The organism is Methylobacterium sp. D53M (assembly GCF_053345625.1).
Genome location: NZ_JBKFAL010000031.1, coordinates 1 through 22,892 on the forward strand (window position 1 = coordinate 1; position 22,892 = coordinate 22,892).

Annotated in this window: 19 protein-coding genes; 8 read left to right on the plus strand and 11 right to left on the minus strand. The window is 70.0% G+C overall.

The window, feature by feature from the left end; genetic code table 11:
* Positions 1–72: 72 nt before the first annotated feature.
* From ACLBYG_RS27475 to ACLBYG_RS27515, 9 genes are all read right to left on the minus strand, one after another.
* The gene (locus ACLBYG_RS27475) at positions 73–1,380 is read right to left on the minus strand and encodes an MFS transporter (protein ID WP_447683567.1); all 1,308 of its coding nucleotides are present in this window, start codon (positions 1,378–1,380) and stop codon (positions 73–75) included.
* 70 nt (positions 1,381–1,450) lie between these two features.
* Positions 1,451–2,629 carry a CaiB/BaiF CoA transferase family protein gene (locus tag ACLBYG_RS27480; RefSeq protein WP_447683568.1) on the minus strand — a complete coding sequence of 393 codons (1,179 nt, stop codon included), beginning with the start codon at positions 2,627–2,629 and terminating at the stop codon, positions 1,451–1,453.
* 32 nt (positions 2,630–2,661) lie between these two features.
* Positions 2,662–3,450 carry an enoyl-CoA hydratase gene (locus ACLBYG_RS27485; RefSeq protein WP_447683569.1) on the minus strand — a complete coding sequence of 263 codons (789 nt, stop codon included), beginning with the start codon at positions 3,448–3,450 and terminating at the stop codon, positions 2,662–2,664.
* A 60-nt stretch (positions 3,451–3,510) separates the two neighbouring features.
* On the minus strand, positions 3,511–4,890 hold the full coding sequence (locus ACLBYG_RS27490) for an MFS transporter (RefSeq protein WP_447683570.1): 1,380 nt from the start codon (positions 4,888–4,890) through the stop codon (positions 3,511–3,513).
* Positions 4,891–4,904: 14 nt separating this feature from the next.
* On the minus strand, positions 4,905–6,248 hold the full coding sequence (locus ACLBYG_RS27495) for an MFS transporter (protein WP_447683571.1): 1,344 nt from the start codon (positions 6,246–6,248) through the stop codon (positions 4,905–4,907).
* 70 nt (positions 6,249–6,318) lie between these two features.
* Positions 6,319–7,698: an MmgE/PrpD family protein gene (locus ACLBYG_RS27500; RefSeq protein WP_447683572.1), complete on the minus strand. Its 1,380-nt coding sequence runs from the start codon at positions 7,696–7,698 to the stop codon at positions 6,319–6,321.
* A 5-nt stretch (positions 7,699–7,703) separates the two neighbouring features.
* The gene (locus ACLBYG_RS27505) at positions 7,704–8,507 is read right to left on the minus strand and encodes a class II aldolase/adducin family protein (RefSeq protein ID WP_447683573.1); all 804 of its coding nucleotides are present in this window, start codon (positions 8,505–8,507) and stop codon (positions 7,704–7,706) included.
* Positions 8,508–8,595: 88 nt separating this feature from the next.
* The gene (locus ACLBYG_RS27510; protein WP_447683574.1) at positions 8,596–9,381 is read right to left on the minus strand and encodes an IclR family transcriptional regulator; all 786 of its coding nucleotides are present in this window, start codon (positions 9,379–9,381) and stop codon (positions 8,596–8,598) included.
* A gap of 113 nt (positions 9,382–9,494) precedes the next feature.
* Positions 9,495–10,388: an amidohydrolase family protein gene (locus tag ACLBYG_RS27515; protein ID WP_447683575.1), complete on the minus strand. Its 894-nt coding sequence runs from the start codon at positions 10,386–10,388 to the stop codon at positions 9,495–9,497.
* A gap of 336 nt (positions 10,389–10,724) precedes the next feature.
* On the opposite strand from ACLBYG_RS27515, the gene ACLBYG_RS27520 reads away from it, so the two are divergent.
* From ACLBYG_RS27520 to ACLBYG_RS27555, 8 genes are all read left to right on the plus strand, one after another.
* Positions 10,725–11,981, plus strand: coding sequence for an alpha-hydroxy acid oxidase (locus ACLBYG_RS27520; protein ID WP_447683576.1), 1,257 nt, complete (start codon positions 10,725–10,727; stop codon positions 11,979–11,981).
* A gap of 21 nt (positions 11,982–12,002) precedes the next feature.
* The gene (locus tag ACLBYG_RS27525) at positions 12,003–12,983 is read left to right on the plus strand and encodes a 2-hydroxyacid dehydrogenase (RefSeq protein WP_447683577.1); all 981 of its coding nucleotides are present in this window, start codon (positions 12,003–12,005) and stop codon (positions 12,981–12,983) included.
* Between the two features lie 32 nt (positions 12,984–13,015).
* Positions 13,016–14,488 (plus strand): MmgE/PrpD family protein, encoded by a 1,473-nt coding sequence (locus tag ACLBYG_RS27530; protein WP_447683578.1) that lies wholly within the window; start codon positions 13,016–13,018, stop codon positions 14,486–14,488.
* Positions 14,489–14,551: 63 nt separating this feature from the next.
* Positions 14,552–16,051 carry an MmgE/PrpD family protein gene (locus ACLBYG_RS27535; protein ID WP_447683579.1) on the plus strand — a complete coding sequence of 500 codons (1,500 nt, stop codon included), beginning with the start codon at positions 14,552–14,554 and terminating at the stop codon, positions 16,049–16,051.
* Between the two features lie 113 nt (positions 16,052–16,164).
* Complete coding sequence (locus tag ACLBYG_RS27540; protein WP_447683580.1) at positions 16,165–17,061, plus strand: LysR family transcriptional regulator; 897 nt, start codon at positions 16,165–16,167, stop codon at positions 17,059–17,061.
* Positions 17,062–17,249: 188 nt separating this feature from the next.
* On the plus strand, positions 17,250–17,975 hold the full coding sequence (locus tag ACLBYG_RS27545; protein ID WP_447683581.1) for a PIG-L deacetylase family protein: 726 nt from the start codon (positions 17,250–17,252) through the stop codon (positions 17,973–17,975).
* Positions 17,972–18,661 (plus strand): 4-carboxy-4-hydroxy-2-oxoadipate aldolase/oxaloacetate decarboxylase, encoded by a 690-nt coding sequence (locus tag ACLBYG_RS27550; RefSeq protein WP_447683582.1) that lies wholly within the window; start codon positions 17,972–17,974, stop codon positions 18,659–18,661. Before ACLBYG_RS27545 ends, ACLBYG_RS27550 begins: the two co-directional genes overlap by 4 nt.
* Before the next feature lie 120 nt (positions 18,662–18,781).
* Positions 18,782–20,086 (plus strand): MFS transporter, encoded by a 1,305-nt coding sequence (locus ACLBYG_RS27555; RefSeq protein WP_447683583.1) that lies wholly within the window; start codon positions 18,782–18,784, stop codon positions 20,084–20,086.
* 136 nt (positions 20,087–20,222) lie between these two features.
* Here the strand turns inward: ACLBYG_RS27555 and ACLBYG_RS27560 are convergent, their stop codons facing one another.
* Both ACLBYG_RS27560 and ACLBYG_RS27565 read right to left on the minus strand, forming a co-directional pair.
* Positions 20,223–20,483 (minus strand): hypothetical protein, encoded by a 261-nt coding sequence (locus tag ACLBYG_RS27560; protein ID WP_447683584.1) that lies wholly within the window; start codon positions 20,481–20,483, stop codon positions 20,223–20,225.
* A gap of 286 nt (positions 20,484–20,769) precedes the next feature.
* Complete coding sequence (locus ACLBYG_RS27565; protein WP_447683585.1) at positions 20,770–22,857, minus strand: catalase; 2,088 nt, start codon at positions 22,855–22,857, stop codon at positions 20,770–20,772.
* Between the last annotated feature and the right edge of the window lie 35 nt (positions 22,858–22,892).

Consider the following 22,892-nt stretch of genomic DNA (forward strand, 5'->3'; position numbering starts at 1 on the left):
GCGGCGTCCCGGGCTGGTTGCTGGGTACGGTCATCGCGCAGGACCGTCGGATCTAGCGAGACCGTCCCGCTTTCAGACAAGAAGCGCCTTGTTCGCAGTCTCAGGAGCCAGCCAGATTGTCGGCAATCCGATGAGATAGATCAGCGAGATGATCGCCAGAGCTTCCGGATACGATCCCGTCACGACCACGAGGCTGCCGACGATCGTCGGCCCGAGCGCGCCGAGGATGCGCCCGAAGCTGAAGGCGAAGCCAGATCCGAAGGCCCGACGGCGCGTCGGAAAAAGCTCGGGCAGCCAGATCGTGTAGAGCGCGAACACCGCGTTGGTGAAGAAGCCGACGAGCGGCAGCAGCGCGATGAACAGCGTCACGCTGTCGAGCCAGACGGCGGCGCCGAGATAGGCCACCAGGTTGATGGTGAAGGCGCCCAGGAAGAAGGCCGCTGCCGTCCTGCGGCGGCTGCCGAACCACGTCGCGATGAACGGCATCGCGAGGCAGCCGATCAGTGTGCCGATATTGGTGATGATCCCGCTGATCGCCGCTACCTTCTGCGCAGCGGCCGGCGTCGAGCCCGTCGCGACGAGCTTGCTGATCACCAGGGTCGGCGCCCAGTAGGTCGAGGACCACAGGCCTAGGATGATGCACGACATCATCAGCCCGGCCGCCCAGGTGGTGCGGGCCTGCGACCCCACGAACATGTCGGCGAGGCTCGGCTGATCGGCGCCGGGCTTGGTCCGCGCCTGCCGTGTCTGGGGCGGCTCCTGCACGGTGGCGCGGATCGCCACCACGAGAAGGGCGGGCAGCACGCCCAGGAAGAACATGCCCCGCCAGCCGATCACCGGGGCCAAGAACGAGGCGGCCGCGCCCAGCAGCAGACCGGTCGGCGTCGCGGTGTGGAGCCAGCCCGCGAGGCGCACGCGCTGATGCTCGCTCACCGATTCGTGGAGCAGCGGCGTCCCGGCCGCCCACTCGCCGCCGACGCCGAACCCCGCACAGAACCGGAACACCGCAAAGGAGGCAAGCCCGCCCGCGAGGCCGCAGAGCCCGGTGAACACCGAGTAGACGAGGATCGTCAGGCACATCACCTTCACGCGCCCGATCCGGTCGGCGAGCCAGCCCCAGAACATCGAGCAGGCCCAGCCCAGCATGAAGATCGAGAAGAAGTAGCCGCCGTAGAGCGCGATCGTGCCGCGGGCGGGCTCGATGCCGCCGGCCGCGAGGAGGTCCGACACCGCCGGGACCAGCACGAAGATGTAGATGGCCGAGTCGAAGCCATCGAGCATCCAGCCCGCCCAGGTGATCCAGAAGACCCGGGTGCTCGACGTCACCCGTGCGGCTGTGGGGGCGCGGCCCGGGACCGCGGCGAGGCTCAAGCGGTCCATGGGCGTCTCCGATCCGGCATGGTGTCCTCCCCTGATGGCCGCCCGGTCTCGGCGCCGGGCTGGCGGGTCTTCAGATCACGCGCTTCTCCCGCAGGTCCGCCACCGCCTGCGCGTCGAAGCCGAAGGCGTTCAGGATCGCCTCGCTCTGCGCGCCGAGATCGGGCGCGGCCGTGCGCACATGCCCTCCCGAGCGGGACATCCGGACCGGCTGGGCGACCAGACCGATGGGCCCGAGGCGCGGGTGCTCCACCGTCTCGGCCATGCCGAGATGCTGCACCTGCGGGTCGGAGAAGACCTGATCCATCGTGTAGACCGGGCCGCAGGCGATCTCGGCCGCGTTCAGGGCCTCGACCCAGTGGGCGGCCGTGCGCGCCCGCGTCACCGCGCTGATCGCCTTGGCGAGGGCGTGGCGGTTGCGGCTGCGCGCCGGCTGGTCGGCGAAGCGCGGATCCTCGGCCCATTCGGGATGGCCCAGCACGCCGCACAGGCGCCGCCACATGGTCTCGCCGATCGGCGCGATGTTGACGTGCCCGTCGGCGGTCGGGAACGCGCCCATCGGGCTCGCGGTCGGATGGTGGTTGCCGATCTGCGGCGGGACCTCGTGGTCCATGGTCCAGCGCGCCGCCTGGAAGTCGAGCAGCGCGATCTGCGCCTGCAGGAGCGAGGTCTGGACCCACTGCCCCTGGCCCGATTGCTCCCGCTCCAGGAGCGCCGTCAGGATGCCGAGGGCGCAGTACAGGCCGGCGCTCGAATCGGCGACCGCGATGCCGGCCCGCACCGGCCCCCCGCCGGCCTCGCCGGTAATCGACATCAGCCCGCCCATCCCCTGCGCGATCTGATCGAGCCCGGGGCGCATGCGGTAGGGGCCGTCCTGCCCGTAGCCGGAGATGCTGGCGTAGACGAGCCGGGGGTTCTCGGCCGCCAGCGCCGCGTAGCCGATGCCGAGGCGGTCCTTCACGTCTGGCCGGAAGTTCTCGACGAGCACGTCGGCCGATCGCGCGAGCCGCTTCAGCACGGCGACGCCTTCGGGCTGCTTCAGGTCCAGGGTAAGGCTGCGCTTGTTGCGGTGCAGGTTCTGGAAGTCCGAGCCATCGCGGTTGCCGCCGATCCGGTCGCCCCCGGGGGGCTCGATCTTGATGACGTCGGCGCCCCAGTCGGCGAGCTGGCGCACCGCCGTGGGCCCGGAGCGCACGCGGGTGAGATCCAGCACCGTGAAGCGGCTCAGCGCATGGGCGGAGGGCATGGGCATCTCCCGGTTTCGCGTGAAAGGTCGGGCGCCGCTCAGCGGCCCTTGAAGTTCGGCGGCCGCTTCTCGCGGAAGGCGATCGGACCCTCCCGGTAATCCTCGCTGGCGAAGCAGGCCTTGATCGCCCGGTCGATGGCGGCGAGCGCATCCGGACCGGGCTCGGTGGTGGCGGCGTCGATGGCGAGCTTGGCGGCCGCGATGGTCAGCGGCGCGTTGGCGGCGACGCGGGTCCCGTAGGCGCGGACCTCCTCCTCCAGCGCCTCCCTGGGGACGACCCGGTTGATCAGCCCCATGCCGAGCGCCTCGGCGGTGTCGAACTGGCGCGCCGAGTAGAAGATGTCTTTGGCGCGCGAGGGTCCGACCACATCGACGAGGCGGCGCATGCCGGCGTAGCGGTAGCCGAGCCCGAGCTTGGCCGCGGGAATGGCGAAGCGCGTGCCCTCGGCGGCGAAGCGCAGGTCACAGGCCAGCGCCAGGGCGAGGCCGCCGCCGATGCAGTAGCCGCGCACCATGGCGAGCGTCGGCTTGGGGCAGGTCTGGATGATCGCGGTCGCCGCGTCGGCGGCGGCGTTGTAGGCCATCTGGGCCTCGCCGGAGCCGCGCTTCGTCTCGAACTCGGAGATGTCGGCGCCGGACACGAACGCCTTCTCGCCCGCGCCCTTCAGCGCGACGATGCGGATCTCCGGATCCTCCGCGAGGCCGGCGATCACCTCGGGCACGCCGCCCCACATCTCGAACGTCATGGCGTTGTGCTTGGCGACGTTGCTGAAGATCAGCCAGCCGATCGGCCCGTCCCGCTGCACGATGAGTTGGGGGTCTGCCATGGGGTCAGTCCTTCGGTGTGGCTCTTGTCGTCGGGGAGCTGGAATCGGTCGCGCTTGGCTCTAGACGGAGGACGGGCTGGCGTGCCCGGCGCCCCGCCCATCACGTCCCCGTCCGCCCGAAGGCTCACCCGCGACTCGCTCCGGGTCGAGGCTCGCCATGCCGCCTTCCTTCAGGAACAGCGTCGTGACGAACGTGCAGGCGATGCAGGCGCTGACGTAGTAGAAGAACAGGCTCTCGTGGCCGAGATGCTTGAACCAAAGGCCGACATACTCGGCGCTGCCGCCGAACAAGGATGTCGCCAGGGTATAGGGCAGGCCGACGCCCAGCACCCGCACGCTGGTCGGGAACAGCTCCGCCTTCACCACCGAGTTCACCGAGGTGTAGCCGGACACGATGACCAGTGCGATCATCAGGAGGGCCAGCGCCGACCACGCATCGTGGACGCGCGTCATTGCGGTCATCAGCGGCACGGTGCCGAGCGTCCCGAGCGCGCCGAAGGCGAGCAGCAGGGGCTTGCGCCCGATCCGGTCCGACAGCGCCCCGAGCAGCGGCTGCAGCAGGGCGAACACGAACAGCGTGACGCAGGAGACCAGCGTCGTCTGGTCCCGGGACAGACCCGCCGAGTTCGACAGGAAGCGGTGCATGTAGACGGTGTAGGTGAAGAACGCGACCGTGCCGCCCACCGTCATGCCGGCGACCAGGATCAGCGCGCGCGGGTGGGCCAGGAGGCGCAGGGTCGGCCGCTCCGCCGTTCCCCGGCGCTGGAGCGCCCGGAACTGGTCCGTCTCGTCGATGTTCCGGCGCAGGGCGAAGCCGATGACCGCGCAGGCTGCCCCGATGGCGAACGGGACGCGCCAGCCCCAGGCGACGATCTGATCGGTGCTGAGCAGGATCCGCATCACGACCAGCAGGAAGGTCGCGAGCAACTGGCCCGAGATCAGCGTCACGTAGTTGAAGCTGCTGAAGAATCCGCGTCGGCGGGGATCCGCGATCTCCGTCAGGTAGACGGAGCTCGCCCCGTACTCGCCACCGAGCGACAGGCCCTGCAGCATGCGCGCGAGGAGTAGAACGGCCGGCGCCAGGATGCCGGCCTGCGCGTAGGTGGGGCAGACCGCGATCAGCAGGGAGCCCGCGCACATCAGGGTCACGCACAGGCTCAAAGCGGTGCGCCGCCCGTGCCGGTCGGCGTAGACGCCGAAGATCCAGCTTCCGAGGGGCCGCAGCAGGAAGCCCAGGGCGAAGATCCCGGCGGCGTTGAGGAGTTGCACGTTCGTCGAGTCGCCGGGAAAGAATTGCGGCGCGAAGTAGAGGGAGAACGCCGTGTAGATGTGAAGGTCGAACCACTCGATCAGGTTGCCCACCGACCCGCCGAGGATCGAGGCGATGCGGCGGTGGAGGGCGGGGCGCGCTTCCCCGAGGGCGGTGTCGGTGGCGAGCATCGCGGGGCGCTCCATCATCGTGCCGCAGCCGCGGCGACGCGGCGCTCGAAGGCGGGGGCGAGCAGGGCCTGCACGCCGCCCAGGAAGGCGACCATGGCCAGGAACAGGAGGCCGTATGTGAAGTGCCCCGTCGCATCCTTGATCCAGCCGACGAGGTAGGGGGGCAGGAAGCCCGACAGGTTGCCGAGCGCCGTCACCATGGCGATCGAGCCCGCCGCCGCCGGCCCCGGAAAACGCTCCGTGTAGAGGGCGAGCGACGGGCCTTTCAGCCCGTAGATCCCGATCATCACCACGCAGATCGCAGCGAACTGCGCGACCGGCTGGGCGAGCCAGACCGAGGCCGCGAGCCCGGCGGCGACCAGGAAGGTCATGGCGGCGGTCGGCACGATCCGGTCCGCGTGCCGGTCCGACCACCAGCCGCCCAGGATCATCGCCAGCGTGCCGAACGCGTAGGGGATCGCGGTCACGAAGCCGGTCTGGGCGTTGGTCAGGCCGGCGGCCTTGATGATCTGCGGCAGCCACAGGCTCAGGCCGTAGCTCGCCGTCGTGACGTTGAAGAACAGCAGCGCGTAGAACAGCACCCGCGGGTCGCGGATCGTCGTCCAGACGTTCGGCGCGGCGTGCGCCCGGACCGGCTCGGCGGCGAGCGTGCGGCGCAGCCAGTCCCGCTGCGCGTGGCTGAGCCATTCGGCCTTGTCGGGCGTGTCGGTCAGGACGAACAGCAGCAGCACGCCGAGGATGACGGCCGGCAGCCCTTCGAGGATGTACATCCACTGCCAGCCGGACAGGCCGAGCCACCCGTCGAGGCCGAGCAGCAGCCCCGAGATCGGCGCGCCGACGAGGCTCGACACCGCCATGCCGATCAGCATGACGCCGATGCAGCGGGCGCGATACGCCTTCGGGTACCAGAGCGAGGCGAACAGCAGCAGACCGGGGAAGAACCCGGCCTCCGCGACGCCGAGCAGGAACCGGGCGATGCAGAACGAGACAGGCCCGGTCACCAGCGCCATCCCGGCCGAGATGAAGCCCCAGGTGATCATGATGCGGGACAGCCAGAAGCGGGCGCCGACCCGGCCCATCATCACGTTGCTCGGGTACTCGAACAGGAAGTAGCCGAGGAAGAAGATCCCCGCGCCCCAGCCGTAGGCGGTGGCCGACAGGCCGAGTTCCCGGTTGGCCGTCAGCGCCGCGAAGCCGACATTCACCCGGTCGATGAACGAGACCATGTAGGCGACGACGAGGATCGGCATGAACCGCCGGTTGATCCGGCGGATCGTGTCACGCTCCAGGTCCGTCACCCCGTCCGACCGCATGCCGTCCTGTACGGCGAGGCCGGCGGGGATTGCCCGCGTGTCCATGCGCTCTCCTCCCTGGAGGCCGCCGGCCGATCTCGCGGCTCTGGCGGGTGTGTTCTGGCGGCGCGTCCGCCTAGTCCGGCCGTGGCGATCCGAGCCCGAGCCGCGCGACCGCCTCGGCCGAAGCCGTGTCGAGCACGCGCAGGGCCGCCAGGAGATCGCGCGCCGCCGCCTCGCCCACGGCGGGTGCGGCGAGTTCACGGAACTTGCCGGCCAACTCGTCATCGGTGAGGGGCGCGTCCGGGTCGCCCTTGCGGGTCGGCTGCCGCTGCGTGAGGCGGCGCCCGTCCGTCAGGGTGATGGTCACCACGGCCGAGCGCCGTCCCGGAAACGCGGCCTCGCACTCCGGATCGACCACCATGGCGACGCGGCGCATCAGCGCCTGGACCCGCGGATCGGCGAGGCGCTTCGGCGAGACCGCGTCGAGCCGCACGCTGCCGTGCACGAGGGCGCTCGCCACCGTGAAGGGCGTCGAGAACCGCCCCTCGAACGGCGTCGCGACCGCGCGCCTGTCGGTGACGTCGAGGGCCGTCCGGTAGGTGCCCACGGTGATCGCCTCGATGGCGTCGAGGTCGAGATCCGGCCGCAGCGCCAGGGCGGCGTCGATGGCCGCGAAGGCGTGGCCGCAGCAGCCGTGGTTCTTGAAGGTCATGGCGCAGATGTTGTAGCGGCGCCCGAGATCATCGACGGCGTGCCCCCACTCGGCGCCCCGGCTCATCGCCGCCCCGAACCCGGCCTCACCCTCCAGCACGTCGAGGGCGCCGGTGACGCCGCGGCCCGCCGCCAGGGCGGCGAGGGCCCCGGCCTCCGCGGCGTGCCCGGCATGGAGCGGCTTCGACATGGCGTCGGAGCGGAAGGCCTGCTGGAGCCCGGCCGCCATCGTGGCGGCGGTGGCCAGCGCGTGGGCGAAGCGCCCCGCGTCGAGGCCGAGCAGGGACGCGGTCGCGGCGGCGGCCCCGAAGGTGCCGATCGTCCCGGTCGTGTGCCAGTAGCGGTAGTGCGAGGGCTGCACGGCGACGCCGATGCGCGTCGAGACCTCGTAGCCGACTACGATCGCGCGCAGCAGCGCCGCCCCGGCGGCGCCCACCGTCTGCGCGGCGGCGAGCGCCGCGCCGATCACCGGGCAACCCGGATGGTAGATCGCGTCGCGGAAGATGTCGTCGAACTCGATGATGTGCGAGGCGGTGGCGTTGATCAGCGCCGCCGTACGCAAGGGCGCCCGGCGCCCGGTGCCGTACACCACGGCGCCGCCGGCCGCCCCGAACTCGTCCGCGAGCGCCGCGGCCAGCAGGGTCGCGGGCGGAAGGCCGGCGCCCGGCAGGAGCGCGGCGAACCAGTCGATCAGGGCGCGCTTGGCGTGGTGCAGCACGTCCTCCGGCAAGCGGCGCTCCTTCTCGGAGGCCGCGTAGGCGGCCAGCGTCTCGATCACCGTGCCCGGGTGAGCCGTGGCCATGGCGCTCAATCCCGGTAGGTCGGGTCGATCCGGTCGAGCTTCCTCAGGAGCGCGGGCCATTCGAGCACGCCGAACGGGCGGCGCACCTCCGGCCGGTAGAGGTGGTTGGTCTTGGCGATGACTTCATCCGACGGCAGGACGAGGTCGGTGCTCGCCGCCATCGCCATCAGCTGCGCCTTGCAGGCGAGTTCCGCGCGGTAGATGTTGCTGAAGGCCTGCGGCACGGTCGGCCCGACCACCAGCAGGCCGTGGTTGCGCAGGATCATCAGGTCGGCGTCGCCGAGGTCGTCCACAATGCGCTTCTGCTCGTCGAGATCGACCGCCACGCCCTCGTAGTCGTGGTAGGCGACCGTCGAGAAGCGCATCGCCGTCTGCGTCATCGGCAGGAGCCCGCAATTCATCGCGGAGATCGCCATCCCGGCCGGTGTGTGCGTGTGGATGACGCAATCGACCTCGTGCCGGGCGCGGTGGACCGCGCTGTGGATCACGAAGCCGGCGCGGTTCACGCCGTAGTCGAAATCGGGCTTGTCGACGATGTTGCCGTCGAAATCGATCTTCACGAGGTTCGAGGCCGTGATCTCCTCGTAGAGCAGCCCGTAGGCATTGATCAGGAAGTGCTCCGGCTCACCGGGGACGCGAACCGAGATGTGGTTCGCGATCATGTCGGTCATGTCCCAGAGGGCGACCAGCCGGTAGCAGGCCGCGAGGTTGATCCGCGCCTCCCACTCCTCCGGCGAGACCCGATCGCGCAGCGAGGGCAGATCGAGATCGTAGCGCTTCCCCCGAAGCTCGGCGATGCCGCTCGTCATCCGTCTCCTCCCGTCTGTCCGGCGCGGATCCCGCGGGATCCGGCGCAACGGCGTGCGTTGACCGGAGGGTCGCTCATTTCCCGAAAATTTACAACCGTGAATTTTTGAGATCGACGAGAGGCGGACTGACGATGGTGCGCAGGCTCGTGAGGATTCGCTCCCGGTTCGGCTCGAGCCGCGACAGGGGGCCGGCGACGCCGAGGACGGTGGCCCGCCCGTCGGCCATCTTGGGTGCGAGCACCGCCATGGTCCCGGCGCCCTCGGTCACCTGATTGGCCGACCACGCGAAGCCGGCGGCGCGGACCTCCTGGAGGCCGTCCCAGAAGGCATCCAGGTCCAGCGTCACCCCGGCGCGCCGGTCGAGTTGCCGGACGAGGCGGGCGATCGCGTCGCGGGACTGGTGCGCCAGCAGCATGCGCCCGGCGGCCGTGGAGTGGATCGGCCGGAACGTGCCGGGGTGCAGGTGATAGCGCAGGAGATGGCGCGCCTGGACGACATGGATGTACTGCACGTGAAGATCGTTCTGCATGCCGAGAACGACCGTCTCACCGATCGCCTCCTGCAGTGCCTCCATCAGGCGGATCAGCACCCCGTCGCGGAACACGCAAGCCTGCACCCAGGCGCCGAGCATCGCCACCCGCATGGTCGGACTGTAGGTGCGACGCTCGAAGTCGTACGAGAGATAATCGAGGGCGAGCAGGCTCTTGAGCAGGGCCAGGGTGCTGGAGGCCGGGTAGCCCAGCGCCAGCGCGATCTCGGTGAGCGATTGCGGGCACTGGACGCGATCGAAATGCTCCAGCACCTCGATCACGCGGCGGGCCGACTTGACGGCCGCGCCCTGCGCCTCGGGCGGGATGTCCGCGCGCACGGTCACGAGGCCCGCACCGCGCAACGATTATTCACATCTATGAAACGCATGATCCGGCCTGTCCGCCCGCCGACCGGCCGTTGATACCGGAAGGCGCGGGGTCCCGGTAGCATCGCCGCTCACGGGAAGCCGTAGAGCGCGGCCGGGTTGTCCACCAGGACGCGCCTCAGGGTTTGGTCATCCGTCCAGCGCCGCAGCGCCCGTAGGAGATCCGCATCCGACGGGACGCCCCGGTCGGTCGCGCCGCCGAAATAGTTGATGTGCGGCCAGTCGCTGCCCCAGACGAGGCGCTCCGGATTGGCCGCGATCAGGGCGGCGGCGAAGGCGTCCACGTCGCCGTAGGGAGAACCGGCGACAGTGAGGCGGTCCGCCCCCGAAATCTTGGTCCAGGCAGCGCCATCCGTCGCGAGACGGCACAGCAGCGCGAAGCCCGGATCATCGACGCCCCGGGCCGTGCTCATGCGGCCCATATGGTCGATCACCACCGGCATGCCGCAAGCGGCCAGCGCCGGCCAGAGTTCGGGCAGGTCCGGCGCGTGCAGCCAAGCCTGGAGATGCCAGCCACGGGCCTTCAGCCGCGGCGCGAGCGTCCTCAGGACCTCCAGCCCCATGCCGTTCCGGTAGACCTGCCGGCCGTCCCGCCGGAACAGGTTAACGCGCACGCCACGCACGCCCGCCTCCGTCAAGGCATCGAGCTCGGCCTCGGCGACTCCTTCGGCCAGGACCGCGACGCCGCGCAGGCGACCAGGGGCCAGCGCGAGTGCATCCAGCATGGCGCGGTTATCGGCCCCGTAGGCGCTCGCGGTGACAATCACGCACCGCGCGAGACCCATGGCGTCGAGCTGACGCAGCAGGGCCGCGCCGTCGTTCTCCGGCGGCGTGTAGCTGCGGTCCTCCGCGAGGGGGTAGCGGGCGTAGGGCCCGAACACGTGGGTGTGGCTGTCGCAGGCGCCGTCCGGCAGCGCGACGTCCGGCGGCTCGGGGACTTTCGGGGCGAGGCAGTCGCGGCTCATCGGCGTCCTCCGGCTTGACTCCGACGACCTTGATGGCTCGCCGCGGATGCGGCCGCAATGCACGGATATGAATTTTCTGATGGAGCCCGGCACCGCCTATGTTTAGAGCCCGCTTCCGTCCGCAGCGAGAGGGCGATCCGCAAGACTCGGCTCTGTCGCATGTCCTACGCTTGAACGGGTGCCCCGCTTCGTCTTTCGACGCATGCCTTGACGGCGCCGGGAGGCCTACACCTATAGACAGTGGGCTGCCAATCTTACACATTTGTGAAGTATGGGCTCAGACTTAGCTGTCTTGCGGGCGGCGGGACAACCGGCCCAGCACCGAACGGAAGATCGATGGCGTCAGGCGCCCAGAAATTGCCCGGCCACACGGAAGCGATCCCCGGCACGGCGGCGGCCGAGACCGCCGCCGGCACGCGCCGGCGCGGCAAGCCCGTCGCGCTGGCCCTGGCGGATTACGAGGCGGCGGCACGGCGACACCTGCCGCGGCCCGTGTTCGGCTACATCGCGGGCGCCGCGGAGACCAATGCGGCGCTCGACGACAATCGGCGGGCACTGCAGGGGGTCGGGTTCGTGCCGCGGGTCCTCGTCGGGGTCGGGGCACGCACGGCCGCAGGGACGCTGCTCGGCCGGGACTACGCCGCGCCGTTCGGCATCGCCCCGATGGGCCTGAGCGCGCTCGCCGCCTATCGCGGCGACATCGTGCTGGCTGCCGCCGCGCGGGCGGCGCGGGTGCCGATGATCATGAGCGGCTCCTCCCTCATCCGCATGGAGGACGTGATCCCGCACAACCCGGACGCGTGGTTCCAGGCCTACCTGCCCGCCGAGCCCGACCGGATCGCCGCCCTGGTCGACCGGGTGGCCCGGGCGGGCTTCGGCACGCTGGTCGTGACCGTCGACACCGTGATCTCCGGCAACCGCGAGAACATCACCCGCACCGGCTTCTCGACGCCGCTACGGCCGAGCCTGCGGCTGGCCCTCGACGGGCTCTCGCGCCCGCGCTGGACCGCGGGCACGTTCCTGCGCACGCTGGTGCGCCACGGCATGCCGCATTTCGAGAATTCCTACGCGGTGCGGGGGGCGCCGATCCTGTCCGCCTCGGTGCTGCGGGATTTCGGCAACCGTGACCACCTGTGCTGGGACCACCTGCGGCTGGTGCGGGCGCGCTGGCGCGGCCGGCTCGTCATCAAAGGGATCATGGCGGCAGCCGACGCCGTCGTGGCCCGGGATCTCGGGGCCGACGGCGTGATCCTGTCGAACCACGGCGGCCGCCAGCTCGACGCGACCGTCTCGCCCTTTCGCACCCTGCCGGCGGTCGTCGCGGCGCTCGGCGGCACGATCCCGGTGATGATCGATAGCGGCTTCCGCCGCGGCACCGACGTGCTGAAGGCGCTGGCGCTGGGCGCCGCCTTCGTGTTCGTCGGACGGCCGTTCCTCTACGCCGCTGCTGTCGGCGGCCAGCCTGAGGTCGAGCGCGCGATCGCGATCCTGAGGGACGAAATCGTCCGCAACATGGGCCTGCTCGGCGCGAACACCCTGTCCGAACTCGGACCCGACCGCCTGCACCGGATCCCCGTCGGGCCGACCCCGTGAACCTCCGAGGCGGCGAAGCACATGAGCAGTGAAGCATCACGGGACAAGGCGGACGTGCTCAGGCCGGACGTGCTGCTGGCGATCGACCTCGCGGCCTTCGCCCTCGACCGGCTGCAGGCGCACTTCACCGTCCATCAAGCCCTCACGTCCGAGGCCCGCGCTGAGGTCGCCGCGCGGGCGGGCGAACGCATCCGGGCCATCGTGACGAACGGGACGACGCCGATCCCGGCCGCCCTGATCGACGCACTGCCGGATCTCGGCATCATCTGCGCGCAGGGCGTCGGCTACGAGGGTGTCGACCTGACGGCGGCCCGGGCGCGCGGGATCGTCATCACGCACGGCACCGGCACCAACGCGGCCTGCGTGGCCGATCACGCACTGGGCCTGTTCCTGGCGGTGCTGCGCGACATTCCGCGCTTCGATGCCGCCGTGCGGGCGGGCCGCTGGCGGGAGGGCGGGACCGCCCGGCCGGGGGCGCAGGGCAAGCGCGCCGGGATCCTGGGGCTTGGCGGGATCGGCAGCCAAATCGCCCGGCGCTGCGCCGGCTTCGACATGGCGGTTCGCTACCACAACCGCCGGCCTGTCCCTGACGCGCCGTGGGACTACGCGCCGAGCCTGGGCAATCTCTGTGCCTGGGCGGACGTGCTGTTCGTGGCGCTGCCGGGCGGCGCCGCGACCCGCCACTGCGTCGGCCGCGCGGCCCTCGACGCCCTCGGTCCTGGCGGCTTCCTCGTGAATGTCGGGCGCGGCTCGGTCGTGGACACCGACGCCCTGATCGAGGCCCTGGGGGCGGGCCGCCTCGCCGGGGCGGCCCTCGATGTGATCGAGGGCGAGCCCGAGGTGCCGGCGGCGCTGTGCGCGCTGCCGAACGTCGTGCTGTCGCCCCACATCGCCGGGCGCTCCCCGGAGACCCTGGAGGCGACGATCGGTCAGGTCGTGGCCAACCTCACCGCCTTCTTCGCGGGCGAGCCCGTCCTCTCGCCGATCCCCGAGCGCGGTTGAGCCGCGCGCTGCACGAACCGCCCGGAGTCCCGATGTCACCGAGAACCAATCCGATGCAGGCGAGCCGCCGGGCCCTGCTGCGCGGCGTCGGCGTCGCTGCCATCCTGGGGACCGTGCCGCTGCGCGCCCTGGCGGCCGCAGGCACGATCAGTCCGGTCATGGCGAAGCTCAGCGCCTACATGGCCGAGGCCGGGGACCGGGTCCTGCCGGACGCAGTCATCGAGGCGGCCAAGCACCATATCCTCGACACCTTCGCCGCCATGGTGTCGGGCTCCGGCCTGCTGCCGGCCAAGGCGGCCTACAGCTTCGCGGCCTCCTACGGCGGCTCCGGCGACGCGACGCTCGTCGCCTCCAGAGCCACGGCCGACCCGCTCGTGGCGGCGCTGGTCAACGGCATGCTGGCGCATTCGGACGAGACCGACGATTCGAACGAGTTCTCGCAGTCGCATCCGGGCGCGCCGATCGTGCCGGCGGCGCTCGCCGCCGCGGAGAAATTCGGGATCGACGGCACGCGCTTCCTGCGCGCCGTGACACTGGGCTACGACGTCGGCCCACGGGTCACCCTCAGCTTCGACGCAATCCCGTTCCGCAACACCAGCCACAAGAGCACCCACGCCATCGCGGGGGCCTTCGGGGCCGCGGCGGCGGCCGCCTGCGCCGCCGGGCTCGACGCGCAGCAGATGCGCTGGGTCCTCGATTACGCCGCCCAGCAATCCTCCGGCATCGGCGCCTGGACTCGCGACACGCAGCACATCGAAAAGTCCTTCGTGTTCGCCGGCATGCCCGCGCGCAGCGGCTTGACCGCGGCCCTCATGGTGAAGGCCGGCTGCACGGGCATCGACGACATCTTCTCGGGTGCCGACAACTACTTCCTGGCCTACGCGCCCGATGCCCACCTCGACGAGCTGACGGCCGGCCTCGGCGAGCGCTACGAGATCACCCGCACCAACATCAAGAAATGGACGGTGGGCTCCCCGATCCAGGCGCCGCTCGATGCTCTCAGCAACATCCTGCGGCGGCGGTCCATCGATCCCGGGACGATCCAGTCGGTGATCGTGCGCGTGGCCCACACCGAGGCGCGGGTGGTCGACAATCGCGACATGCCCGACATCTGCCTCCAGCACATGGTGGCGATCATGCTGCTCGACGGCAGCGCCTCGTTCCAGGCGGCGCACGATAAGGACCGCATGGCCGACCCGATGGTCCTGCGTCTGCGCGCCAAAGTGCAGCTGATCCCGAGCGACGAGCTGGAGCGCCTCGAACCGGCGCGCGCCGCCATCGTGGAGATCGCGTTGAACGACGGGACGGTCCTGTCCGACAAGGTGCTGGCGGTCCGCGGCACGGCCGACAACCCGATGCCGCGCGCGGAGGTGGTCACCAAGTGCCGCGACCTGATGGCGCCGGTCCTCGGCGCGGACAAAACATCCCGGCTGATCGAAACCGTCCTCGCCCTCGAGACGGTCGGGACCATGCGCGACGTCGCGAGGCTACTGCGCCTGAGCTGAGCGAACCCGGGGGCGTCGGGGACGGTGCGCCACGCGACGAGCTAAAGCCAGGAGGATCCGTCGATGACGTTGAGCCGCAAGCAATTCCTGTCCGGCCTGGCGGCCCTCGGCGCCGGGATGAGCCTTCTGCCCGACGCATCCCGACGAGCCTTCGCCGCCGACGCGCCGGCCGGCGCCGCCGGGGTGACGGCGGAAACGGCCGCCTTCGTGGTCGCGACCCGCTACGAGGACCTGCCGCCGGAGCTGATCGCGCTCGGCAAGCAGCACATCCTGGACGCGTTCGGCCTCGCCATCGCCGGCCAGAAGGCCGAGACCGGCCCGATCGTGCATCGCTACCTCGCCGAGCTCGGCGTCCTGAACGGGCTGTCCACCGTGCTCGGCACGGACCAGCACGCCGCCCCGCGCTTCGCCGCCTTCGCCAACGGCGTCGCCATCCACGCCGACGATTTCGACGACACGCAGCTCGCCGCCGCGAAGGACCGCGTCTACGGTCTGCTGACCCACCCCACGGTGCCGACCCTGCCCCCCGCCTTGGCACTGGCGGAAGCCCTGAATAGGTCCGGCCGCGACTTCATGCTGGCCTATCATCTGGGTGTCGAGGTCGCCACGAAGCTTGCCGAGGCGATCGCGCCCCGCTCCTACGAGAGCGGCTTCCACTCCACCAGCATGTGCGGCGTGTTCGGCTCGGCGGCGGCCGCGGGGAAGCTGCGCGGCCTCGACGCCAAGCAGTTGCGCAACGCCTTCGGGGTGGCCGGCGCGGAGGCCGGCGGCCTGCGCGAGAATTTCGGCACGATGACCAAGCCGTTCCAGGCCGGCCACAGCGCCGAGGCGGGCATTGTGGCGGCCGACCTCGCGGCCCTGGGCTGGACGGCGGCCGAGGATATCCTCGAGGCCAAGCGCGGCTTCTTTGCCGCCTTCGGAGGCGGCTGGGATCCCGGGGCGATCGTCGGCCGCCTGGGCCGGCCGTGGTCGCTGCTCTCGCCCGGCGTGTCGATCAAGCCGTATCCCTCGGGCTCGCTCACGCACCCCGCCATGGACGTGATGGCGGATCTCATCGCGCGGCACGGCATCCGTCCGCAGGAGGTGGCTCAGGTCCGGATCGGCACCAATCGGCAGATGCTCAACACGCTGATCCACCATCGGCCCGGAACGGGCCTGCAGGCCAAGTTCAGCATGGAATACTGCATGGCCGTGCTGCTGGTGCTCGGCAAGGCCGGGCTCGGGCAGTTCCAGGACGACGTGGTCAACCGGCCGGAACTGCAGGCCATGGTCGCGCGGGTCGACTTCTACAACAACCCGGACGCGGACGCGGCCGGCGCCGACAAGATGCGCAGCTACGTCGAGGTCCGATTGACGGACGGGCGAGCCTTCTCAGGGCAGGGCGACTTCGCCCGGGGCAGTCCGGAGAAACCGATGAGCTTCGATGACACCGTGGCCAAGTTCGAGGGCTGCGCCGACTTCGCCGGGCTGCCGCGCGACCGGGCCGGGCGAATTGTGTCCGCCGTCCGGAATCTGGAGGCGGTCCCCGACATGCGCGCGGTCTGCACCGGCCTCTTCGCCTGAGCCTCGGCGGCATTCGCGGCGTCGCCTTATGGTCGCCCGGCAGCGGGCCGATCCGTAGCGGCGGCCTCTTCGTCCGTGCGAATGCTGGCGCCGCGTTTCGACGGCGAGGGGTGATGGAGCGGATCGACTTCCTGGGCCTTCAGGCCTTCCTCAGCATCGCCAACTGGGGAAGCTTCAACCGGGCCGCGGCCAGCCTCAGCCTCTCTCAGGCGGCGCTGAGCCACCGCCTGAAGAAGCTGGAGGACGAACTCGGCGTCAGGCTCGTCGCGCGGACGACGCGGCAGGTGACGCTGACGCCCGCCGGCGTCGAGCTTCTGCCGAGCGCGCAGCGCATCGTCGACGAGCTCTCCCAGATCTTCGGAACCCTGCGGCGGCAAGGCCGCGAGAGCCAGGACCTCGTCCGCTTCGGCTGCCTGCCGACGATCGCCGGCCACCATCTTCCCGTCATCCTGCGGGGTTTCAGCGCTGCCCACCCGGGCGTGCTCGTGCGCGTCCTCGATCAATCGGCCACTGCGATCATCGAGCGCGTGCGGGTGGGCGAGGCCGAGTTCGGCATCACCATCATGTCGGCGCAGCACTACGATCTCGACATCACCCCCATCCACCAGGAAGCCTTCGTGCTGGTGTGCCGGGCCGATCACGCCCTCGCCAACGCGAAGGTGGTGACGTGGTCCGAGCTGGACCGTGAGATCCTCATCAAGATTGGGGAGCAGACCGGCAACAACCTGCTCATCGCGGCGGGGCTGGGGGGACGCTTCGCCGACGTGACCTGGGCCTACGAGGTGCACCGCGTGGCCACCGCCATCGGCATGGTGCGCGGGGGCTTGGGCGTGACCGTCGTGCCGCGCCTCGCCTTTCAGGCCGCCGACGAGGGAAAGATCGTCGCCGTGCCGCTCCGGGCGCCGAGCATCGCGCGGACGATCGGCATTGTGACGCGTCGCAATCACACTCTGTCACCGGTGGCGGAGAGCTTGGCCCGGATGATTGAGGCGTACTTCAACGCGCTCTGAACCGCGCTGCCTCCCGGCAGGGCCCGGTCGGGTGGCAGCGCGCCGGCGTGCCGGAATCTGCAGGCATTATTCGATTATGCGCATCAATAGCCTCAATCTAATCATTTGTTTGCTCGGTCGGGCGGCGATAACTCTGTATGCACAATAGTGCGTGCGGGCATCGACGCACGCTTCGGGAGAAATGAGACATGGCGGCCGCAGCGCGATCGGGCCTCGTCGTGACAGCCCATCCGGGCGACTTCGTCTGGCGCGCAGGGGGCGCCATCGCCCTGCACGCGCGCAAGGGCTACCGGATGAAGATCGTCTGCCTGTCGTTCGGTGAGCGCGGCGAGAGCCAATGGGCCTGGAAGAAGGCCGGCGTGCAGATCGAGGACGTGAAGGCCCAGCGCCGCGCCGAGGCCGAGGAGGCGGCCGGCATTCTCGGCGCCGAGATCGAGTTCCTCGACGTCGGCGACTATCCCCTGCGCGTCGGCGAGGCCGTCCTCGACCGGCTCGTCGACGTCTACCGCGAGGAGGGTCCGGCCTTCGTGCTGACCCACGCCCTTGAGGACCCCTACAATTTCGACCATCCGGTCGCCGCCCATGTGGCGCAGGAGGCGCGGGTGATCGCCCAGGCCGCCGGGCACAAGCCGGACCCGGACCGCAGCTACGCTGCGCCGCCCGTGTTCTTGTTCGAGCCGCACCAGCCGGAGCAGTGCAACTTCAAGCCCCAGGTCATCCTGAACATCGATGCCGTGTGGGAGACCAAGTTCCGCGCCTTCCAGGTGCTCGCCGCCCAGAAGCACCTCTGGGAATACTACACCCGCGTGGCGCTCAACCGCGGCGTCCAGGGCGGCCGCAACTCCGGCACGGCGATGACCTACGGAGAGGCCTATCAGCGCCTCTTCCCGATGACGCTGGAGGAACTGGCATGAGGACCGTCGTCGTCCGCAACATCCCCCGCGTCGCGCCGGCCGTCGCCGCGACACTCGCCGGGCACGGCGTCTCCACGGTCCATGAGGCCCAGGGGCGCACCGGCCTCCTGAAGACCTACATGCGCCCGATCTGGGAGGGCGCCGCGATCGCCGGCAGCGCCGTGACCGTGCTGGCGCAGCCCGGTGACAACTGGATGCTCCACGTGGCCATCGAGCAGTGCCGCCCCGGCGACGTCTTGGTGGTGGCCTGCACGACCGACAACACCGACGGCATGTTCGGTGACCTGCTGGCGACCTCGCTGAAGGCACGCGGCGGCGTCGGCCTGGTGATCGACGCGGGCTGCCGCGACGTGCGCACCCTCAAGGAGATGGGCTTCCCGGTCTGGTCGCGGGCGATCTCCGCCAAGGGCACGGTCAAGGCGACGCTCGGCAGCGTCAACGTCCCCGTAGTCTGCGCGGGCGCCCTGGTCCGGCCGGGCGACGCGATCGTGGCGGACGATGACGGCGTCGTGGTCGTGCCCCACGCCGACGCCGCGGCCGTCGCCGCGCAGGCGGATGCGCGGGCCGCCAACGAGGTCGCCAAGCGCGCCCGGCTCGCGGCCGGCGAACTCGGCCTGGACATCTACGCGATGCGCGAGCCGCTGGCCGCCGCCGGCCTCGAATACGTGGACGATCCGCAGGACTGACGAACGACAAGACAGAGGCCGGCGACCGTCCGCGAAGAGACGGCACCGGCCGAACCGTGCAGCCCGCCCGGCCGGCAGCCCGAGCGGCGCACGATCCCGTATGGCCGGAGGAGACGCGTCATGATGAAGCTCGGCTGGTACCACACGCTCGATCAGACCGAGCGCCGAACCTACTGGGCCTGCTTCGCGGGGTTCGGCCTCGATGCCATGGACACCACGATCTACGCCCTCGTCATCCCGGCGCTGATCGCGACGCTCGGCCTGACGCAGGCCGAGGCCGGATACCTCGCCACGGCGTCCCTCGCCGGGGCCGCGGTCGGCGGCTGGGCCGCCGGCATCCTGGCCGACCGGATCGGTCGGGTCAGGATCCTGCAGCTCACGATCCTGATGGTCGCGGGTTTCACCTGCCTGGCGGCGTTCATGAGCGACTTCTGGTCCCTCGCCCTCGTCCGCTTCCTCCAGGGCCTCGGCTACGGGGGCGAGGCCGCGGTGGGCGGGGTCCTGATCAGCGAGGTGATCCGGCCGGCCCTGCGCGGGCGCGTCGCGGCCTCCGTCCAGAGCAGCTACGCGGTCGGCTACGCGATCTCGGTCAGCTTGCTTCCGGTCATCGCGTCCCTGTTCTCCGAGGAGACGGGTTGGCGCGTCTTCTTCGCCATCGGCATCATCCCGGCCGGGCTCGTCTTCTTCATTCGCCGGCTCGTCCCGGAATCCGGCATCTACGCCGAGGCGCGGGCTGCGCAGCGCGACGGCGCCGTGCCGCCGCCGTTCTGGACGATCTTCACCGGTCGGCACCTGCGCCGCACGGCCGCCGCCGCGATCATGTCGACCGGCATCTTCGGCGGCGCCTACGTGATGATCACGTGGCTGCCGACCTACCTGCGCACCGCCCTCGGCCTCTCGATCAAGTCGAGCACCGGCTATCTCGCGATGAACATCCTCGGCTCCCTCGTCGGGCCGCTTCTCTACGGCTGGCTGTCGGACCGGATCGGCCGCCGCCCCGCCTTCATGACCTTCCTGGTGCTGCAGTCCGGCAACGTCGCGATCCTTCTCCTCGCGCCGATCGGCCTCACCACGACCATCGTCCTGAGCTTCTTCCTGGGCGCGTTCCAGGGGGCCCTGGCCTCGGGCATGCTACCGACCTTCGCGGAGCTGTTCCCGACCTCGATCCGGGCCAGCGGCCAGGGCTTCTGCCTCGGGGGCGGCCGCGGCTTCGGCTCGGTCGTACCGGCGACGGTGGGCATCCTGTCCGCAAGCCTGCCGCTGGGTACGGCGATGGGAGCCTGCGCCCTCTGCGCCTACGGGATCGCCTTCTGCGCGGCACTGCTCCTGCCCGAGACCGCCGGCGCTGACCTGCATGGGCCGGGTGAAGGGCGGACGGCAAGGACCGAACATCAGGAACAACCGTCGGACATCGTGTCGGCATAGGGATGCGACCGAGCGCCTTGTTCTCCGCCAGTCGGACCGAAAGTTGCCGGTTGGCTTCCGGCCAAGTCTCGCCGATGCAAGCGGTGCGGCGTGTTTGACGCCGCCCGACCGCGGCAGGTCGATGGCAGAACGTCGCTTACCGCCATCTCGACGCTGCGTTTGCACAACCATATCGGTTCGCAAGACGCATGTCGCCGTTGAAGGGCTTGCCGATGAAGCGCGCCTCCTCCGGCATATCGTCCGGTCCTGGCTGAACGTGTGAAGAGGCCACCTCGATGGCGGCGTGTTCATGGTCCAGCGATTCCATGGCCGTGTCGCCGTCGCTGGCCGCGAAGGTCAGGAAGCCCGCATCCTCGAGGATGTCATCGTCGCCGACGACGACGAGAGCGTGGGGCACTGACGGATCGCTCGAATGGCCCATCCGAACGAACGTCGCAGCCGACCCGAAAGGTTCGCTCCCAGGTATGTCCCGCCGAGGGCGCCGACGCCTTGGGCATGGACCGAGCTAGGCGAGGAATGGGCCGGCATGACAGGACCCTTCGGCTGCGCGACGTGGCAGCGCCAGGTCCGCAGGCGACCGGCTGCCACGGGTGCCGCCTCATCCATCGAGCGTCTAGGCTTCGTCGAAAAGGACGATCGCTGGAAGCGTGGCAGCCGCTCGAGCGATCGACCCCTTCGTTCGTTCAGGGCAGGGTACGGACCTTGGGCTCACGATCCCAGTAGCGCTTCTTCGCCGCCTCGACGAAGCCGCCGAGGTCGGTCACGCCCTCATCCGCCTCGACGCCCGCCTTGTCGAGCAACGGCTTGGCCGCGGCGTTGGCGCCGATGGCCTTCAGGTGACCGAAGGCATCCATCACCCACTGCACCGCGGCCGCTTCCTTCACGAGCTTGCCGGCGGCCTTCTCGGAGAGGATCACCGCGCAGCCATCGACCGTGACCGAGGGCTGGCCGAACAGTTGCGCGTCGGCGGCGATCGCGGAGCCGTCGGAAAGTGGCACCTTGCCGACCTTCGGGGCGATGGTCATCGCATGGCCGCCCGCGGCCTTGATCGCCTTCTTCAGTGATTGAAGCTCGCCCGCATCCGTCCCATCGGCGATCAGGATGCCGATGGTGCGGCCTTCCAGTGTGTGTCGTTCGAGGGGACCACGGATGATGCGCAGGGCCGGTGACGGGGCCATGTCAAGGACCGGTGCGGCGGTCGGCGAGGCGGGGGGCAGGTCCATCGCCAGTCCATCGGCGACGCGGGTCGCCAGATCCTCATCGACGTTGCGCAGGTTGGCGAGCATCGTCAGCCGGATGTGTTCCAGGCTGACCTTGGACAGCTCGAAGACCAGCGCGGAGGCGATGTGGGCCTGCTCAGCTGGGTCCATGGACCGGAAGAACAACCGCGCCTGGCTGTAGTGGTCGGCGAAGCTCTCCGGTCGGACGCGCAGCTTCTGCCCTTCCTCCTCCGAGGGGAAGGTGACGTAGCCCTTCGAGGCGTCCTCGCGGGCGCCGCCCGGCTCGCCCGCGCGGGAAAGGCTGTTGGGCTCGTAGTTGGCGCGGCCCTTCGGCACCGCCATCTGCATGTGGCCGTCGCGCTGCTGGTTCATGAACAGGCAGCCCGCCGCCGCAGCCCGCCCCTTGGCGGCGTTGATCGGCAACTGGTGGAAGTTCACCGAGCCGAGCCGAGAGAGCTGCGTGTCCGTGTAGCTGAACAGCCGGCCCTGAAGCAGCGGATCGTTCGAGAAGCCAATGCCCGGCACGACGTGGCTCGGCACGAAGGCCGCCTGCTCGGTTTCCGCGAAGTAGTTGTCCGGGTAGCGGTCGAGCACCATGCGCCCGACGATCCTGACCGGCAGCACCTCCTCCGGGATGATCTTGGTCGCATCCAGGACATCGTAGGGCTGGCTGTTGGCGAAGGCCTCGTCGAACAATTGCACGCCGAGTTCCCAGGTCGGGTAGTCACCGCGCCCGATGCGCTCGAACAGGTCCCGGCGCTGGAAGTCCGGATCGGCTCCGGCGATCTTCACGGTCTCGTCCCAGATGGTCGAGGCGAGGCCGGCTTTGGGCTTCCAGTGGAACTTGACGAAGGTACTCTTTCCTTCCTTGTTGATGAACCGGAAGGTGTGGACGCCGAAGCCCTCCATGTTAGCGAAGGTGCGCGGCAGCGTCCGGTCCGACATGGCCCACATGATCATGTGGGTCGACTCGGGCATGAGGCTGATGAAGTCCCAGAACGTGTCGTGGGCGGTGGCCGCCTGCGGGTAGCCCCGGTCGGCCTCCATCTTGGCGGCGTGGATCAGGTCCGGGAACTTGATCGCGTCCTGGATGAAGAATACCGGGATGTTGTTGCCGACAAGGTCCCAGTTGCCTTCGCGGGTGTAGAACTTGACGGCGAAGCCGCGCACGTCGCGCGGCGTGTCGATCGAGCCGGCGCCGCCCGCCACCGTGGAGAAGCGAGTGAACACCTCGGTGCGCTGCCCCTTCCGCTGGAACAGGTCGGCGACGGTGATGTCTGCGAGGCTCTCGGTGCACTCGAAGTAGCCATGCGCGGCGGAGCCACGCGCATGGACGATCCGCTCCGGGATGCGCTCGTGATCGAAGTGATTGATCTTCTCGCGATAGACCTCGTCCTCAAGCAGGACCGGCCCACGAGGCCCGGCCTTGAGCTGGTTCTGATTATCGGAGATCAGCGTGCCGTGGTTGGTCGTCAGCACGGGGTGATCGGCGTCGGCGGTCTGGTGGGTCTCGCCACTGTGGCCGGCGTTGAGGGAGGTGTGTTCGGTCATAACGATTCTCCTTGGCGGGAGGCCAACCGAAAGCT

Coding starts and splice junctions, on each gene's coding strand:
- ACLBYG_RS27550 (WP_447683582.1), top strand. CDS start 17,972: ATGAGGACCGTCGTCGTCCGCAACATCCCCCGCGTCGCGCCGGCCGTC.
- ACLBYG_RS27520 (WP_447683576.1), top strand. CDS start 10,725: ATGGCGTCAGGCGCCCAGAAATTGCCCGGCCACACGGAAGCGATCCCC.
- ACLBYG_RS27475 (WP_447683567.1), bottom strand. CDS start 1,380: ATGGACCGCTTGAGCCTCGCCGCGGTCCCGGGCCGCGCCCCCACAGCC.
- ACLBYG_RS27530 (WP_447683578.1), top strand. CDS start 13,016: ATGTCACCGAGAACCAATCCGATGCAGGCGAGCCGCCGGGCCCTGCTG.
- ACLBYG_RS27490 (WP_447683570.1), bottom strand. CDS start 4,890: ATGCTCGCCACCGACACCGCCCTCGGGGAAGCGCGCCCCGCCCTCCAC.
- ACLBYG_RS27500 (WP_447683572.1), bottom strand. CDS start 7,698: ATGGCCACGGCTCACCCGGGCACGGTGATCGAGACGCTGGCCGCCTAC.
- ACLBYG_RS27540 (WP_447683580.1), top strand. CDS start 16,165: ATGGAGCGGATCGACTTCCTGGGCCTTCAGGCCTTCCTCAGCATCGCC.
- ACLBYG_RS27555 (WP_447683583.1), top strand. CDS start 18,782: ATGATGAAGCTCGGCTGGTACCACACGCTCGATCAGACCGAGCGCCGA.
- ACLBYG_RS27515 (WP_447683575.1), bottom strand. CDS start 10,388: ATGAGCCGCGACTGCCTCGCCCCGAAAGTCCCCGAGCCGCCGGACGTC.
- ACLBYG_RS27485 (WP_447683569.1), bottom strand. CDS start 3,450: ATGGCAGACCCCCAACTCATCGTGCAGCGGGACGGGCCGATCGGCTGG.
- ACLBYG_RS27525 (WP_447683577.1), top strand. CDS start 12,003: ATGAGCAGTGAAGCATCACGGGACAAGGCGGACGTGCTCAGGCCGGAC.
- ACLBYG_RS27545 (WP_447683581.1), top strand. CDS start 17,250: ATGGCGGCCGCAGCGCGATCGGGCCTCGTCGTGACAGCCCATCCGGGC.
- ACLBYG_RS27495 (WP_447683571.1), bottom strand. CDS start 6,248: ATGGACACGCGGGCAATCCCCGCCGGCCTCGCCGTACAGGACGGCATG.
- ACLBYG_RS27565 (WP_447683585.1), bottom strand. CDS start 22,857: ATGACCGAACACACCTCCCTCAACGCCGGCCACAGTGGCGAGACCCAC.
- ACLBYG_RS27505 (WP_447683573.1), bottom strand. CDS start 8,507: ATGACGAGCGGCATCGCCGAGCTTCGGGGGAAGCGCTACGATCTCGAT.
- ACLBYG_RS27535 (WP_447683579.1), top strand. CDS start 14,552: ATGACGTTGAGCCGCAAGCAATTCCTGTCCGGCCTGGCGGCCCTCGGC.
- ACLBYG_RS27480 (WP_447683568.1), bottom strand. CDS start 2,629: ATGCCCATGCCCTCCGCCCATGCGCTGAGCCGCTTCACGGTGCTGGAT.